Source organism: Bartonella sp. MF74HXZ (assembly GCF_042194445.1).
Lineage (GTDB): Bacteria > Pseudomonadota > Alphaproteobacteria > Rhizobiales > Rhizobiaceae > Bartonella > Bartonella grahamii.
In genome coordinates, this window is record NZ_JBHIMW010000002.1 from 302,724 (window position 1) to 319,144 (window position 16,421).

Sequence of the window (16,421 nt, forward strand, 5' to 3'; positions counted from 1 at the left end):
TATTTTTGTATACTGTAACACCTTCTTCCTGAAGAAAACAGCTCTTTATTTGGAAAGAATGAGTTTGTTTTTGCTATTTTTTAGTAATAGTTTGTACTTTAAAGAAATATTTTGCGTCAGAGAAAGGGCATTTTTAGTATTTTTGTATGTTAATAGTTTGTTTTTTTAAATATACAAAATGTAAAGTAAAAAAAGAAGCAGAAGTAAAGAGAGAATGGCGCGTTTACCAGCAAGACTTTTAAGTGGTTACCAAAGTTTTATAAACAATCATTTTTTATATAAAATAGCACATTATCAGCAATTGGCGATTGAAGGGCAGAAACCTGAAGTTTTGGTCATTGCTTGTTGTGATTCGCGTGCAGTGCCAGAAATGATTTTTGATGCTAAGCCAGGGGAAATCTTCACTTTGCGCAACGTGGCAAATGTGGTTCCTCCTTTTTCTCCTGATGATCAATATCACGCAACATCAGCAGCTCTTGAATATGCTGTGCAATTGCTCGAGGTGAAACATATTGTCGTTTTTGGTCATGCCCATTGTGGAGGCATTCGTACTGCTCTTAAAGAGACATGTAAATCTCTATCATCAAATGATTTTATTGGTCAATGGATAAGTCTCTTAGCACCAGCAGCAGAAATCGTTTTGAATAATAAGTCGCTGTCTTGGCCAGAAAAACAGACGGCATTAGAGCAGCTTTCTATTCGCCATTCGTTGAGAAATTTAGAGACGTTTCCGTGGATAAAGCTTCGCAAAGATCAAGGTTTTTTGACATTACACGGGGTTTGGTTTGATATCTCTAGCGGGAAATTATGGAGTATGGAACAGGAAACAGGTTGTTTTATGCGTGTTGAAGTTGAAAGTTTTGAAGTATAGTATTTGCTGTTTTTATTTCTTCGTATAAAAAGACATTTTATGATAAAACTTGACAAAGCTGGGGTTTTATTGTTTGAAGGAGCAAGCTTTCAGTGACAAAATTAACTTGGAGCCACCGACTGAGACCCCAGTTTAAGGGTATAAAGAGATCTCAGAGGTCAACATCCGACGGCGCGATGCGTTCTCGGATGCTATTTTGGTTTGTTTGTTATGCAACAATGAGGTAAATGATGTTTGAATCCTTGCAAGAGCGACTTGGTTCTATCCTGTCTCATTTGACGGGACGTGGCGCTTTATCGGATCAGGATGTTGTAGAGGCGCTGCGTGAAATTCGTCGCGCTTTATTGGAAGCTGATGTTGCTCTTGATGTTGTACGCTCTTTTACCGATAGGGTTCGGGAAAAAGCCGTTGGGGCCGAAATCGTTAAATCAATTAAACCAGGCCAGATGGTGGTTAAAATTGTTCATGATGAATTGGTTCATATTCTTGGAAATGAAAGCGTTCTGAGTGATTTAAATGCACCAGCTCCAGTTGTTATCATGATGATTGGTTTGCAAGGTTCCGGAAAAACAACTACAACAGCAAAGCTTGCGAAACGGTTCACTGATAAGCACAATAAAAAAGTTCTTATGGCGTCATTAGATACACGTCGTCCCGCTGCACAGGAGCAGTTGCGCCAATTGGGAGAACAGGCGAAACTTGCAAGCTTGCCTATTATTGCGGGACAGCTGCCCGTTGATATTGCATCACGTGCCGTGCAGGCTGCTAAATTGGGTGGTTATGACGTGCTTCTTCTTGACACAGCAGGACGTAATCATATTGATGAAGCTTTGATGCTCGAATTGGCTGAAATTAAAGCATGTTCCCTTCCTCATGAAATTATGTTGGTGGCTGATAGTTTGACAGGGCAAGATGCCGTTCATCTTGCTCGTTCTTTTGATGAGCGTGTAGGGATTACAGGGATTATTTTAACACGTATGGATAGTGATGGGCGTGGTGGTGCTGCTCTTTCTATGCGTGCGGTTACAGGTAAACCAATTAAAGCAATTGGAACTGGTGAAAAAATAGATGCTTTAGAAGAGTTTCATCCCAGCCGTATTGCTGATCGTATTCTCGGAATGGGGGATATTGTTTCTTTGGTTGAAAAAGCTGCTGAAACAATGGATCATGAGAAAGCTGCTGCTTTTGCAAAAAAAATGCAAGCCGGAAAATTTGATCTAAATGATCTTGCAGAACAGTTGCAGAAAATGAAAAAACTGGGTGGAATGGGCGGTATTATGGGCATGTTGCCAGGAATGGGGAAGGTCAAAGAGCAGATTGCGGCTGCGGGGCTTGATGATCGTTTGTTTGATCGTCAATTGGCCATTATTTCATCTATGACACCGCAAGAGCGGGCGAATCCAGAGCTTTTAAAACATAGCCGCAAACAACGAATTGCTAAGGGATCTGGTACAACGGCAGCTGATATTAATAAACTTTTGAAAATGTATCGCCAAATGGCTGATATGATGAAAGCTATGGGTGGTAAAGGAAAAAGTGGTTTTATGGGAAAAATGTTGGGAGGACTTGGTTCCAAAATGGGTTTTGGTGGTATGGGAAATTTTGGGGGGAATTCTCCAGCTATGCCTGATTTGTCGGGATTGGATCCAAAGCAATTCTCAACACTTCAAAAGCAAATTGAAAATGGTAATGGAGGGAAGCTCTTGCCCGGACTTCCCAAGCGTGGACCTACATTTCCTGGTCTTTCCAATGACATTGCTGATAGGGGAAAATTTCCTCAGCATCCTAAGAAAAAATAAGATGTAAAGAGGGAAAGGAATATGATGCAGGAAACAGTATTAAACGAATTGGCACATTTACGAGCATCTATTGATAATTTTGATGCAACTTTGATTCATATCTTAGCAGAGCGTTTTCGTTGTACGAAAGCTGTTGGGCGCTTAAAAGCGCGTTATGATTTGCCTAAAGTAGATCCTCTGCGTGAGCAATATCAGGTAGAGCGTTTGCGGCAATTGGCTATAGATAGTCATCTTGATCCTGATTTTGCTGAAAGATTTTTAAAATTTATTATTAAAGAAGTTGTGCGTCATCATGAAGTTATTGCTGAAGAGCAAAAAATAAAAAAAGTTAATTTAAACGAAAGCCAGAGCTGACAATAGGAGATAAAATATGGCATTGAAAATTCGTTTGTCCCGTGGAGGTTCAAAAAAACGTCCTTACTATCATATCGTCGTTGCAGATGTTCGTAGTCCGCGCGATGGGCGGTTTCTTGAACGTGTTGGTGCATGGGATCCAATGTTGCCTAAAGATGGACCGAGGGTAAAACTTAATGAAGAACGTATTCAATATTGGCTTGGGCAAGGGGCACAACCAACAGATCGCGTTTTACGGTTTTTAGATGCAGCTGGTTTGAAAAAGCGTCCAACCCGTAATAATCCACATAAAGGTGAACCGGGTAAAAAAGCACAAGAACGTATAGCAGCAGCAAAGCAAGCGGCAGAAGAAGCAGCGGCAGCGGCTGAAGCAGAATCTGCTTCAGCATGAGAAGCATGATTGTTTAATCAACGTGTCTTTAAAAGCTTTAGAAAAATAAATATTATCCGTTTTTGTCTATCAAAAACGGATTTTCTTTAAAAAGCTGCTTGTTTAAACAGCGCTGGTTTTTTAAAAATCAATGGTTTTAAAAGTCAATAGCGCGGCCTTTAATTTCCCAGTCTCCATAGCGGGAAGGGTCTTTTCCGCCGCGTCCGCCGTTTTCTAAAGGTTGTTCTTTTTTTGCTGCGCTTTTTCGCCTTTCTTCAGCTTCTTTAAGGGCGCGTTGTGCTGCGGGAGAAAGAGATTGCTGTTTAACGACAGTTGTATTTTTTTTGCTTGTATTCTCATCTTTTTTATTCATTTTACACCTATTCCATTGAAGAAGCAGAAAGAAAACACCATCATATAATATTGATTGACTTTTATCATGGAGTTTTTTGAGTAATGAATATAATGCGTACAGCCATGCTTTTGGCTTTTTTAACTGCTCTCTTTATGGGAGTTGGTTATCTTGTTGGAGGGGGCGGTGGCATGGTCATTGCTCTTTTGATGGCAAGTGGTTTAAACTTTTTTTCTTATTGGAATTCGGATAAAATCGTTTTACGCATGTACGGGGCGCGTGAAGTTGATCAGCATTCAGCACCAGTTTATTATAAGATTGTAAGCGATTTAGCGCAAAGGGCTTCTCTTCCTCAACCAAAGGTTTATGTTATTGAGAATGCACAGCCAAATGCTTTTGCGACGGGACGTAATCCGCAAAATGCTGCTGTTGCTGCAAGTACTGGATTGTTAGAGCGGTTGAGCTCAGAGGAAATTGCCGGCGTTATGGCGCATGAGCTCGCACACATTGAGCATCGTGATACCTTAACAATGACTCTAACAGCAACGATTGCTGGGGCAATTTCAATGCTTGGTAATTTTGCTTTCTTTATGGGAGGACCGCGTAACTCTTCAGAAGATTCTCATGGCGCTGGGGCAATTGGAGGATTTATTGCACTGCTTGTGGCACCTTTTGCAGCGATGCTGGTGCAAATGGCGATTAGTCGTACGCGTGAATATGCTGCGGATCGGAGAGGGGCTGAAATATGTGGTAATCCTTTATGGTTGGCTTCGGCATTGCGTAAGATTGCTGATGGGGGACGTGGAGTATATAATGAAGAAGCAGAGCATAATCCAGCAACTGCGCATCTGTTTATTATTAATCCTTTGAGTGGTGAGGGAGCGGATAGTCTTTTTTCTACACATCCAGCAACTGCAAATCGTATTGCTGCTCTTTATCAGCAAGCAGAAGAGATGAAAGGGGCTCTTGCCAAAAGTGTGGGATGGAATAAAGAAGACACTATACATGAAAAAAGCAACGGGATGAACTATGGAGATTTTCATAGTGGTCAGGCTCATGCATTAGGTGAGCAAGAAAACAGTTCTTTTCAGCGTGTTACAAAACGTCCTTCTTGGCTTCGTTATGAAAATTCAAAAAGATCTCGTTCATAGAGTTATTGAGGGAGTTTTTAAGGAAACAGTGATATAAAGGTGGTGTTTTGAAACACAAAAAAGCGGGGCATGTGTCTGAAAAAAATGTTCCAGGATTAGCTGTTCGGCAGGTGTGTGTGCGTCTTTTGGGGGCGGTAGTTGATAAGCACACGCCTTTGTCTGGTTTGACGGATAATGAACACGGACATCCACAATATTTAAAGCTTTCACAACGAGATCGTTTGTTATGTCGGGCTATTTTAACAGCTTCATTGCGTCATCGAGGGCAGATTACGGCAGCTCTCTCACGCCTTTTAGCGCGTCCTTTGCCTTCACAAGCACTTTCACTCCAGCATCTTTTGCATATCAGTGTTGCACAAATTCTTTATCTTGATATTCCAGATCATGCGGCTATTGATTTAGCTGTGCGTGTGGCGAAACTTGACCCTCGAATGCGCCGTTTTTCAGGGGTGGTGAATGCTCTTTTACGCAATATTGCACGTGAGGCGGTGTCTTTACGCCAACAAATTCCTTCCATTGAAGGTGTGCCAGCGTGGTTTGGACAGCTTTTAATGTCAGCTTATGGAACAGAAAAGGCGCATCAAATTATAGCAATTCAAAGTGTGGAACCCCCTTTTGATTTGACAGTGAAATCTGATAGTGTTGGATGGGCTGAAAGGCTTGGCGGTGTGGTGTTGCCCAATGGTTCTGTTCGATTGAATCGTCTGGAGTGTTCTGTTTCTGATTTACCAGGCTATAGTGAAGGAACTTGGTGGGTTCAAGATTTTGCTGCAGCGTTGCCTGCTTGTTTATTAGGAACACTTCGGGGTAAACGAGTTGCTGACCTTTGTGCGAGCCCTGGGGGAAAAACAGCACAATTGGCTTTACAAGGAGCGCAGGTGACAGCAATTGAGCTTTCTGCTAACCGCGTAAAGCGTTTAAAAGAAAATATGGAACGGCTTCATTTTTCAGTTCACATTTGGCAGGGCGATGTGAGAAATTTCCATCCCACACAGCTTTTTGATGCGGTTCTTCTCGATGCTCCTTGTTCTTCTACTGGAACGATCCGTCGTCATCCAGATATTTTATGGACGAAATCGAGGGATGATATTGTCAAGTTAGCGGCGTTGCAAAATGATTTACTTGTCGCAGCAATTTCCTTGGTAAAGGTGGGGGGACGGATTATTTTTTCCAATTGTTCATTGGCAAGAGAAGAAGGTGAAGATCTTATTGAAAAAATTTTATCGACACGCAATGACATTGTTTTAGAACCTATTTATCCAGAGGAAATGGGAGCACTGGCACATTTGCTTTGTGGGGGGATGTTACGTACAACGCCTGCGGATTTTTGTCATAAAAATTTTGATGCTGAGAAAACCGCATTTTTAGGAATGGATGGTTTTTTTGCTGCACGCTTACGAAAAATTGCTTAATTAACTCTTCATTTACAAAAATGGTCGAAATTGTATTTGAATCAGCATAAATGGAGATGAAATTTTGGCGGTTGCGGTAAAAGCTCCTCAGGTAAAAGTGGCAGCCTGTATCGATACGATACAGAATGTTATGCGGCGTTTATGGGTTGGACCATTGTTTCGTTGGCGGTTTTCAGGGTTTCGTCCTCATAAAATTTTAGCGCATCCCATGGATTTGCATGTGGCTGATCCTATGATGGCGCATGAATTTTATCATGGTCGTTTTGCTTTTGCTGGTCACATTGTTCATTCTGGTGCTGTTTCGCCATTTGCATTGGTTCCACCAACGCTAGAATGGGAAGCAGCTCTACATGATTTTCATTGGTTGCGCCATATGGAGGCAGCAGGAAGTGATTTAGCTTCTGCACACGCACGTTCTCTTTTAGAAGATTGGTTTGACCATGCTGGCAAGAAGGTAAAAGGGCTTGCTTGGAGTGGTCCTGTTGTGGCGCGGCGCTTGATTTCATGGATTTGTCACTCGAAAATGTTGTTAGAAGGAGCAAGTGAGCGGTTTGAAAAACGCTTTTTACGTGCGCTTGGTTTGCAATTTCGTTATTTGCGCGTAACAATTTGCAGTATGGAGCATGATGACCGACGTTTACAAGCAGCAGCGGCTTTGACGTTCGCATCTCTTGCTTTGCCTGTTTCTGTGGCAGTGAAAAAAAAGGTACAAACCACACTTATAAAAGAGCTTTCCCGTCAAATCCTAGTTGATGGTGGGCATATTTCTCGTAGTCCTGTTATTTTGCTGAATTTGTTATCGGATTTATTGTCGTTACGGCATCTTTTTATGCGTAGCAATGAAACAGCACCACGTATTTTGATTGATTCTGTTGAGCGTATGTTGCCAGCTTTACGATTCTTTATCCATGAGGATCAAACGTTGGCTCATTTTAATGGGGTTGGTCCCCTTGTGTCGGAACGGTTATCGTCCCTTTTGGAGCTTGATGAAACAGGAGGGCATCCTTTTAGTTATGCCCGTTATTCAGGATTTCAGCGCTTAAAAGCCAATCAAACAACAGTGCTTGCAGATACAGGAAAGTTTCCACCCCGCTTTGTAGCACAGCAGGCTTGTTCGGGATGTTTGTCTTTTGAAATGTCTTCACAAGGGCACCGTTTTATTATCAATACTGGTGTTAATCCTGATGGTCGGGAAGATTATCGACATTTAGGGCGTGTTACTGCAGCACATTCAACAGCTACGCTTAATGATTGTTCAGTGGGTGCTTTTTATCAGAAAAAGAAAAATGGCGCGCCATTTTTGTTTGATGGACCAACGGATGTTCAAGTGCGCCGTATAGAGGATTCAGAGAAGACGGGTTTTATTGCGAGTCATAATGGTTATGTGCGACCCTTTAATCTTATTCATGAGCGTGGTCTTATTTTGGCAACAAATGGAGATATGATCGAAGGTTTTGATCGCTTTTTTATGCCAAATAAAGGGGGAAAGAGACACAAGAGTGTGCAAAATGAACAAGATCATGTTGCTGTTCGGTTTCATCTTCATCCACAAGTTGAAGTTAACTATGATGGCAAACGTGTGTGTTTAGCTGTAAAGAACGAGAACGTGAAGAGCGAACAAGTATGGTATTTTGTATCGCCTGACGCAGATATTTGTCTTGAAGATTCGATTGATTTTGCAGAATTAACAGGTCCACAGCGGACACAACAGATTGTTTTATATTTTCGTCCTGCATTTCAGGAAAAAGTTCGTTGGCGTTTTATCCGTAAAGCGTTTGATAAAAAATCAGAACATTATTCCAACCCATAGTATATTGCGTTTTATCTTCGTGTCGCAAAACATCATCGTTTATTGTGGTAATATTCTCAAAATTTGAAGATCATATAAATTTTATACATGAAGCATTTTATTAGAGTATAGGTTGGATGTTTTTAGGCAAGGTTTGCTCATAGAATCTCATGAGGTGATGCTAAGAGGGATTGGCTCTCGAAAAAAGAGTTTTTGATAGACCATTGTTGACAGATGAGTACTGGTTAAGGATCTTCATTCTTTAAAGATGTGGAGAGAAAATAAAGCTGTTGCTTATCTTCTATAAGTTCTTAAGTGTGCTGTTGGGATTAATATTTATCTCTGAGAGAGTTGCATTAATAGGGTTACGTTTCTCACGAAAAACAGAGCGCTATTTATTGCATATTCACGGACTTATATTAAAGAAAAATCCCTTAATACTTCCAAGCCTGTTTCGCGACGATGTCTGTGATGGGTATAACGGTAAATCCATGAAGCACCTCATCTTTACGCAAGGAGCAATTCAGCACCATCACACTATTTATTAGTGCCTAATGTTTTGAACAGCTCTTGGCACTAGAGATGATTCATAAGAGGCATTTTTAGCCTTTTCTTAATAGTTTTTATCCACACAGGATCCTCCGCTTGTAACGTGCAAGCGAATGGTTTTGGTTGATTCAACATACATAGATTTTGATGGGAGAATCTTACGGTATTCGGGGTTCTAATTCAATATGAATAACGCTAAATTATCATTATAAATCAAAAGTTTTACATCATAGAAGCACTGAGAGTTCGAGAAACAATACATAGCAATGCCCGAGAAAGACAACCCTTCTACTCTTTGTTATTATACTAAAAATGAAGTCATAATAACAAACCACAAAATGCGCGCTTTTTCATAGCAAAGCACTCTCTCAAATGCTTCAAACAACTTTTATAAAGATTTACGCGAATAACGTCGTGCAATCGAATCAATATCACCGCGACAAATTCCAAGATCGCTGAGTTCATATGTTGAAAGACAACTTAATGCATTAACGGTTCGACGATAACGGCGCCAATTACTATAAAAACGTAGAATATTCATATCCTCTACTCAAACTTTTCATTTCACTCTTTGGTTTAAGAATAGAGCATATTACTAAAAAGAGTTGTGTTATAATATCATAACAGGTATGCATCTACATACAAGATAATACCCCTTTAACATTTTGCTCATGTGAAAGGGAAACCATTAAAATATTAACAACGACAATATCCTATCCCTAAATAATGATTAAATTATGTGCATTTTCTGTGGTGATAAACTTCTTCACGAGTAGATTCTTTGGATTGAATAACTGCTTCCATTTCAACAGTTATCAATAGTCATACGATGATTATGAACAGTTCCTTGAAACATTTGTCTCATATAATAGAGAGAATCAGCAAAATTATTAATGGCGGAAGTGTCGTGTTCCTGTGAAAACCATCGCTAAACCCTGCGCATCAGCAGCCGTGATAACTTCTTCATCACGCATGGAGCCTCCTGGTTGAATAACTGCTGTTGCTCCTGCTTCAGCTGCTGCTAATAAACCATCTGCAAAAGGAAAAAATGCATCTGATGCAACAACCGATCCTTTTGTGAGAGTTTCTGTTAAGCCTGCTCTTTGCGCACTTTCTGCTGCTTTACTTGCGGCAATTTTTGCTGAATCGATGCGGCTCATTTGTCCGGCTCCAATTCCAACTGTTGCGCTATTTTTCGCGTATACAATAGCATTTGATTTAACGTGTTTTGCTACACGAAAAGCAAATTGAAGATCACGCATTTCATCTTGAGTTGGTGCCCGCTTTGTCACTACTTGCAATTTAAGATCATCAACCACCACGTTATCACGCGATTGCACTAAAATGCCTCCTGCAAGTGTTTTCGCAAGAAGTCCTCCACAGCGTGGATCAGGAACTCCACCTGTAATGAGCAAACGAAGATTTTTTTTCTTGGCAATAATTTCACGTGCCGCCATTGTGGCATCAGGAGCAATAATCACTTCTGTGAAAATTTTAACAATCTCTTCAGCACATTCCTCATCAAGGGTTTGATTTAAAGCAACAATTCCACCAAATGCCGATACATTATCACACATAAGAGCTTTCAAATAAGCTTCTTTCAAATTTTCTCCTTCCGCAACACCACAAGGATTGGCATGTTTAATAAGAGCGACAGCAGCGGTTTTTTGCGGATCAAATTCTGCCACAAGCTCAAAGGCTGCATCTGTATCATTCAGATTGTTATAAGAAAGTGCTTTGCCTTGTAAAAGTTTTGCTGTTGCAATACCAAAACGTTTTTCATTATTGCGATAAAATGCTGCCTGTTGATGTGGATTTTCCCCATAGCGCATAACACTCTCAAGATGACCAGAAAAACTCTGCCACGATGGAATTTCAATTTTTAAATCCCGTGCAAACCACGATGCTATTGCCGTATCATAAGCGGCGGTGTGTGCATAAGCGCGCATTGCTAGCTGATGACGCATAGATAAGCTTAAACATCCATTATGCTGCTTTAATTCAGCTAGAATCGAATCATAATCTTTTATCGTTGTTACAACACCAGTATAAGCATAATTTTTTGCCGCGGCGCGAATCATCGCCGGTCCACCGATATCAATATTTTCAAGAATCGTTTGCCCATCGGCTCCCGATAGAATCGTCTCTTCAAAAGGATAAAGATTCACCACCAAAAGATCAATTCCATGAATGCTGTTCTTTTCCATAGCTTCCCTATGGCTAGGATCTTCTCTTACCCCTAACAAAGCACCATGAATCAAAGGATGGAGTGTTTTTACACGCCCATCCATTATCTCAGGAAATCCGGTAACTTCAGCAACATCTTTTACGGGTAAACCAGCCGCTATGAGGGTTTTGGCTGTTCCCCCTGTTGAAATCAATTCAACATTGTAAGTAGTATGAAGGGCTTGTGCAAAAGCAACCACACCCGTTTTATCAGACACAGAAAAGAGAACACGACGAACCCGATGAAGATCAGGTATGGGAAAATTTTTGGCAATAACACCCATAACAGAAGCCTTAAAAATGAAAGAGTTAAAATTCTAGTAAAACAAGCTTATAGATTTATAGCATAAGCCTTTAGCAAAATACACTGAAAGGATAAACTGTCTTTTTAGAATATAGGGTGACTCACCTTTTTTTATTATCCTGTAAAAACACTCTCATTTGAGATGTGGTGATAGGTATAAAGTCTCATTGAGACATTAAATGTTTTTTTGTTGCTTATAACTCAACATCTCATCTTCATAGCAGTTTTGAAACAAAAAATGCATCCGTATGTTCTCTGCTATATTAGCTTTTATACTAGATGAAGGCGAAAGTATTGCGTATATCAATTGGAGTAATCTCTGAGATGGGAAACAATCTAATGAAGCAAGAATATAAAATTATAAAGGCAAAAATGAGTGCCTATCTTTCCTATCATTTTTAAATTTGGCTGTATGTTTTTCAAAAGCGTTTATGACAATGTTTTTTTAGAATGAATTTTTTTTAAGAGTGGAGATAATGCATTGTTTCACATTTTTGGGCATTACATTTTTAATGAATCATCCCTCGTTTTATGATGGTTTTTTGAAGAGTGTCGCGTAAATCTTTTGTGGATGGTATAAAGATTCATTGTATGCCTATGATCTTTATTTAACAAAGGCGCAAGTTAGTAGATTCTGTTCTCTTTATCAGTTTCCAAGATTCTAAAAATTTTTGTTACTTGAGATGGAAGAGGTCTTTTTTTAGTTTTTTTGCCGTAGCAGAAAAAGAAAAGCTCCTAACACACCAGCAGCTAAAATAAACCACGTGATTGCATAAACGAGATGATTATTTCGAAAATGGACAATCGTAAGACCAACGACGGGAAGGTTTGCTTGTGGAGATGTTTTTCTGGCATCAATGAAATAGGGGGCAACAGTGGACAGACCAAGTTTTTGTGCCATAGCAGGGAGATCGCGCGTATACCATAAATTCTTGTCCGGATTATTTTTACGCGGGAAAAATCCATTTTTTTCACTCATGCGTAATAAACCTATAATTGTTGTTTGTTCTGTGTCTGTGGTCGAATTTTGCTGAGATGAGGCATTTGTATGCGATTGCTCTGAGTTTTGAAAATTGTTACGTTCATCCATGGGGATAAAGCCACGGTTGATAAAGATCAGTGTATTATCAGCCGTTTGTAAAGGAGTCAAAACCCAATAGCCTGTAGTATTTTGAGCGGCAGCAGTGACTAAAATATTTTTATCTGTTAAAAATTTTCCTGTGGTAACAACAGGTTGATATTCATTTTTTTCAAAAGTAACATCTGACCATTGATTTTTTGGGGGGGCTTTTATGGGGGGCAAATGAATGCGCTGATTGGCACTGGTGATGAGATTTGTTTTCCAGTTTAACCGTTGTACTTGCCATATACCTAATGCACTGAAGAGAAGAAAAAAACAAATACATAAAGTTCCAAACAAAAAAGAAGAAAAACGGCAAGAATCTTCCTGAAGCTTTGTCATGGGGGGCTCTTTTTTGCTCATGATTTATGCTTCCTTTCGGGACAATAAGTTTTTATTCTAACATGGTATGTATTTAAAAAAAACATTTTGTACGCTTTTTGGTGGAATTTGCACGCCTTATTGAGGAAAAAGATGAAGAATGAGCCAGTAAGATATGAAAAAGGTTTTATAAAAGACTTGACCTTTTGTTGTCGACCCCCTATTAGAAAGAGACTTCCCAATGATGCCCGTTCAAGGTTGCATTGTGCGTGTTTTACGTTCATTGTGTCCTTTGGGTATGGGGATTTGAAAGTTTCTTAGAGTTTAAGGGTGAAGTTTATGTCTCGTGCATGTGAATTGACAGGGAAGACGGTTCTGTATGGTAATAATGTTAGCCATGCGAATAATAAGACTCGGCGTCGTTTTTTACCAAATCTTTGCAATGTGACATTGATTTCAGAAGTGTTGCAGCAAAGTTATCGCTTGCGCATTTCAGCAAGTGCGTTGCGTTCTGTTGAGCATCGTGGTGGACTTGATGGTTTTTTAGTCAAAGCAGACGATAAAGAGTTGTCGCAACGTGCGCGTTTGCTAAAACGACAAATCATTAAGAAAAAAGCTGAGCAAGAAGGTGAGCAAAAGGCTGAACAAGCAGCGTAATTGTTAGCGCCATTCTTTTTGATTTATTGGCGCTTTTATTCCGGTTTTCTGTTCTAGAAGTTAAGTTTTTTTCAGGTTGATCGTTTAATTTTATTGGTTCCGTATTATAGGTTAAAAAAATGCCCTCAAGCAGTCCTTTACGAGAACAGCAAAAGAAGAGGTATATTGTTTTTTCTATTTTAGCAATGTGCCTTGCTGTCACTGCTTCTAATATTTTTGTTCAATATCCTGTCTACTGGTTTGATTTAAATGAGCTGTTGACTTATGGGGCTTTTACCTATCCATTTGCTTTTCTGATTAATGATTTGACCAATCGTTTTTATGGTCCATCTGCTGCGCGGCGTGTGGTTTATGCTGGTTTTTTTGCGGGTATCTTTGTTTCTTGGATATTGGCGACACCACGGCTTGCACTTGCTTCTAGTTTTGCATTTTTATTTGGGCAACTCCTTGATATTGTTGTTTTTACTCCTTTGCGACGTAAAACATGGTGGAAAGCACCTTTAGCAGCAGCGTTGGTTGGTTCGGCTTTGGATACAGTGCTGTTTTTTGCTCTTGCTTTTTCTAGCTCTTTTGCTGTTCTTGATAAGATAACAGACTATGCTGATAGTTCACTGGTGGAGAGTACTGTTTTGGGAGGGATAGGCATGCCAGTTTGGCTCTCGCTTGCTTTTGGTGATTTTTCGGTAAAAATTGTTATGAGCCTGTTTATGTTGATTCCCTATGGAACAATTCTTAATATTGTAAAGCTTCCTCTTTATCAAAGTCATTCAAAGGATGATTCTTCTTTTGTTTGTAACAAATAATGATCTTTGTCCTTTTGTTTTGCTAAAGCAGAGAAGGTTGTGCGTTATGTCTTCTAAGAACAGAATTTGAGTGGATTCAAAAAAGGGATTTTGCTTCTTTTCTCAAGTTGTATTTATCCATACATCATCTATGCTTATGATGTGTAAGGAGATAGTTTTGACTGATTCAGTATGAGATAAGAGCATCTTATCAGTATTAAAAACAGGTAATAAAGCTCTTATAAAGGCCAAAAAATGTCTTGTTAAGAATTGTGATGTCTTACTTATGATTATTTGAGCTATAAGAAACTTGGTTCTTATAAAGGAAAAAATATTTCGATATACATTTGGGTAGTATATAAATAGAAAAATAAATACCAATGGTATCAAGTCCTTTTTGACAGTTTTAAAATTTGGTTATACTGGTATTTATCATTATTTTAGTAACAAATGTTTGTGCAGATATGTTAATGAATTTACAATTTGTTATAATGCGATCTCTGTAGAATTTGGCAAACGCTTCGAGTATTTATTTTAGATAATTGTAGGTTAGAAAATGTGATACTTGGAGCTGATAATATGAACAAAATGATAAATCAAAGAGATCATACAAAGCTTTATTGGATAATTTGGTCTTAACTTCCTCGAAAAAACAGAGAGAGACTAGGGAGTTGCCTGTTGTAAAATTATCTCTTCGTTATCTGGGAGGGAAAAGTCGTGCTGTTCCTATGATTATTAATAACTATATAAGGAAGCAAAAAACTTTATGTTCTCCTTTTGTAGGAGGGGGATCAATTGAATTAACCTTAGCAAAAAGAGGAACAAAAGTTTATGCTTATGATGCTTTTTAAGCCGCTTGTTGTTTTTTGGCAGATGCTTTAGAGGGATGCTTCAGCTCTTGCAGAAAAAGTGAGAGAATATGAAGATATGACTCCCGTAATGTTTTATAATCTCCACAAAACTTTTGGGAATATTAAAAATCAATTAGAAATTGCTGCCGTTTTTTCTTACTCTTAATTGCTCTTTTTTTCGGAACAACACTTTCTGGCGGTATGTCTTTAGGACATCCTCGATTCAATTATCATTCTATTGAACGACTTAAAGATTTTAAGATTGAAAATTTCACAGTGGAACACAGAGATTTTTCAAAAAGTACTCCTAAACACTTTAACGATTTTCTTTATTGTGATCCTCCATATCTTATTAATCAAAAACTTTACGGTCACAAAGGCGATAAACATAATTCTTTTGATCATCAAGCTCTTGCTGAACTTTTGAGAAAGCGTCAAGGATGGGTTTTATCTTATAATGATTGTGTGGAAGTTAGAGAACTTTATAAAGGACATACAATACTTAATCCTGAATGGACTTACGGTATGGGAAACAATAAAAAATCAAATGAACTCGTAATTTTGAGTAAGGATCTTTAGGAAATTGTATGAATCAGGTAGAAAATGGAAAAGCCTTTGAATATGCTTTGGCCATGGGGTTTAAAAAAGCAACAAAAGCTTCTGTAGAGTTTAACTCGTCCTTTCAAATAGCGGAGTCTTTTTATAATTTATTTAATGATACTGAAAAAAGGCTTTTAAATCTCGCTTCTATTGAAGCAGCTGTTTTCTTACAGTTACATGATAAAAATATTAGAAACACGAAAACTATTGTTCTTCAGGAAGATTTTGTTGGAATCAAAGGAGATGTCTGTGATATTATTTTAAAAGTTCCTGAAAATCACATTGGTATTTCTGCAAAACATAATCATAGCGCTATCAAACATCCTCGCCTTTCTGGTAAAATAGATTTTGGTAAAGAATGGGCAGGTTACCCCGTGTAGCAGCCTTTATTTCAATGAAGTTAGACCTATTTTTGATTATTTAGCAGAGCTTAGAGATAAGAAGATGTTCTTTAGAGATATAGAGGATAAAGACAGCAGAGTTTATCTTCCAATCCTAGAAGCTTTTTCTAAAGAACTTCAAAGGCTTTGTTTAGATTATCAAGATAAATTTGTGAAGCTATTGTTTCAGTATGTTATAGGTTCTTATGATTTTTATAAGATTATGATAGATACAAGATCTAAACAAAAACGGGTTATTATTCAGTCTTTTAATTTGAATGGCACTCTGGGATATGGTCGTAAATGGAAAATTCCAAGCAAAATTTTATCAGTTGCAATAAAACCAGAAAGTAAAAACAAACTCATTATAATTTTTGAAGATGGTTGGAGCATTTCTTTTAGAATTCATAATGCATCCAGTAAAGTAGAAGCTTCCTTAAAGTTCGATATTCAATTTGTGGGATTATCTTCTCAGGTTGTTAGTCATCAAATTCCAATGGTTTAATGATAGAGATAATTTTTTTAAGATGTAA

At 38.6% G+C, this 16,421-nt stretch carries 18 protein-coding genes; 14 read left to right on the forward strand and 4 right to left on the reverse strand.

Annotated elements, in window-relative coordinates; all coding sequences use genetic code 11:
• Positions 1-214 precede the first annotated feature (214 nt).
• The 4 genes from ACFIJ8_RS02585 to rpsP all read left to right on the forward strand — a co-directional run bounded on the left by ACFIJ8_RS02585 (position 215) and on the right by rpsP (position 3,415).
• The gene (locus tag ACFIJ8_RS02585) at positions 215-871 is read left to right on the forward strand and encodes a carbonic anhydrase (protein WP_375638941.1); all 657 of its coding nucleotides are present in this window, start codon (positions 215-217) and stop codon (positions 869-871) included.
• 230 nt (positions 872-1,101) lie between these two features.
• On the forward strand, positions 1,102-2,670 hold the full coding sequence (gene ffh / locus ACFIJ8_RS02590) for a signal recognition particle protein (RefSeq protein ID WP_375638954.1): 1,569 nt from the start codon (positions 1,102-1,104) through the stop codon (positions 2,668-2,670).
• A 24-nt stretch (positions 2,671-2,694) separates the two neighbouring features.
• Entirely contained in the window at positions 2,695-3,024 is a 330-nt protein-coding gene (locus ACFIJ8_RS02595; protein WP_375638955.1) for a chorismate mutase, read from the forward strand.
• Positions 3,025-3,040: 16 nt separating this feature from the next.
• Positions 3,041-3,415 (forward strand): 30S ribosomal protein S16, encoded by a 375-nt coding sequence (gene rpsP / locus ACFIJ8_RS02600; RefSeq protein WP_273787601.1) that lies wholly within the window; start codon positions 3,041-3,043, stop codon positions 3,413-3,415.
• 136 nt (positions 3,416-3,551) lie between these two features.
• On the opposite strand, the gene ACFIJ8_RS02605 is transcribed toward rpsP, so the two are convergent.
• Entirely contained in the window at positions 3,552-3,767 is a 216-nt protein-coding gene (locus ACFIJ8_RS02605; RefSeq protein WP_375638942.1) for a DUF1674 domain-containing protein, read from the reverse strand.
• A gap of 83 nt (positions 3,768-3,850) precedes the next feature.
• Between ACFIJ8_RS02605 and htpX the strand changes: the two genes are divergently transcribed.
• The 3 genes from htpX (at position 3,851) to ACFIJ8_RS02620 (ending at position 8,119) form a co-directional block, all read left to right on the forward strand.
• Complete coding sequence (gene htpX, locus ACFIJ8_RS02610; protein ID WP_273787603.1) at positions 3,851-4,897, forward strand: zinc metalloprotease HtpX; 1,047 nt, start codon at positions 3,851-3,853, stop codon at positions 4,895-4,897.
• A gap of 47 nt (positions 4,898-4,944) precedes the next feature.
• On the forward strand, positions 4,945-6,309 hold the full coding sequence (locus tag ACFIJ8_RS02615; RefSeq protein WP_273787604.1) for an RsmB/NOP family class I SAM-dependent RNA methyltransferase: 1,365 nt from the start codon (positions 4,945-4,947) through the stop codon (positions 6,307-6,309).
• Positions 6,310-6,373: 64 nt separating this feature from the next.
• Positions 6,374-8,119 (forward strand): heparinase II/III family protein, encoded by a 1,746-nt coding sequence (locus ACFIJ8_RS02620; protein WP_273787605.1) that lies wholly within the window; start codon positions 6,374-6,376, stop codon positions 8,117-8,119.
• Positions 8,120-9,035: 916 nt separating this feature from the next.
• On the opposite strand, the gene ACFIJ8_RS02625 is transcribed toward ACFIJ8_RS02620, so the two are convergent.
• The 3 genes from ACFIJ8_RS02625 to ACFIJ8_RS02635 form a co-directional block, all read right to left on the reverse strand.
• The gene (locus tag ACFIJ8_RS02625) at positions 9,036-9,188 is read right to left on the reverse strand and encodes a DUF1127 domain-containing protein (RefSeq protein ID WP_273787606.1); all 153 of its coding nucleotides are present in this window, start codon (positions 9,186-9,188) and stop codon (positions 9,036-9,038) included.
• Positions 9,189-9,537: 349 nt separating this feature from the next.
• Entirely contained in the window at positions 9,538-11,157 is a 1,620-nt protein-coding gene (gene purH / locus ACFIJ8_RS02630) for a bifunctional phosphoribosylaminoimidazolecarboxamide formyltransferase/IMP cyclohydrolase (protein WP_375638943.1), read from the reverse strand.
• A gap of 720 nt (positions 11,158-11,877) precedes the next feature.
• Complete coding sequence (locus ACFIJ8_RS02635; protein ID WP_273787608.1) at positions 11,878-12,660, reverse strand: SURF1 family protein; 783 nt, start codon at positions 12,658-12,660, stop codon at positions 11,878-11,880.
• Between the two features lie 297 nt (positions 12,661-12,957).
• Between ACFIJ8_RS02635 and rpmB the strand changes: the two genes are divergently transcribed.
• From rpmB to ACFIJ8_RS02670, 7 genes are all read left to right on the forward strand, one after another.
• On the forward strand, positions 12,958-13,275 hold the full coding sequence (rpmB, locus tag ACFIJ8_RS02640) for a 50S ribosomal protein L28 (RefSeq protein ID WP_273787609.1): 318 nt from the start codon (positions 12,958-12,960) through the stop codon (positions 13,273-13,275).
• A gap of 119 nt (positions 13,276-13,394) precedes the next feature.
• On the forward strand, positions 13,395-14,078 hold the full coding sequence (locus ACFIJ8_RS02645; RefSeq protein ID WP_375638944.1) for a VUT family protein: 684 nt from the start codon (positions 13,395-13,397) through the stop codon (positions 14,076-14,078).
• Positions 14,079-14,427: 349 nt separating this feature from the next.
• Positions 14,428-14,595 carry a transposase gene (locus ACFIJ8_RS02650; RefSeq protein WP_372440006.1) on the forward strand — a complete coding sequence of 56 codons (168 nt, stop codon included), beginning with the start codon at positions 14,428-14,430 and terminating at the stop codon, positions 14,593-14,595.
• A 133-nt stretch (positions 14,596-14,728) separates the two neighbouring features.
• Complete coding sequence (locus ACFIJ8_RS02655; RefSeq protein WP_375638945.1) at positions 14,729-14,908, forward strand: DNA adenine methylase; 180 nt, start codon at positions 14,729-14,731, stop codon at positions 14,906-14,908.
• Positions 14,909-15,109: 201 nt separating this feature from the next.
• Complete coding sequence (locus ACFIJ8_RS02660; RefSeq protein WP_375628112.1) at positions 15,110-15,487, forward strand: DNA adenine methylase; 378 nt, start codon at positions 15,110-15,112, stop codon at positions 15,485-15,487.
• Positions 15,488-15,495: 8 nt separating this feature from the next.
• Complete coding sequence (locus ACFIJ8_RS02665; protein WP_375638946.1) at positions 15,496-15,888, forward strand: HaeIII family restriction endonuclease; 393 nt, start codon at positions 15,496-15,498, stop codon at positions 15,886-15,888.
• The gene (locus ACFIJ8_RS02670) at positions 15,857-16,393 is read left to right on the forward strand and encodes a HaeIII family restriction endonuclease (RefSeq protein WP_375628116.1); all 537 of its coding nucleotides are present in this window, start codon (positions 15,857-15,859) and stop codon (positions 16,391-16,393) included. The genes ACFIJ8_RS02665 and ACFIJ8_RS02670 overlap by 32 nt, the downstream gene beginning before the upstream one ends.
• Positions 16,394-16,421: the final 28 nt, after the last annotated feature.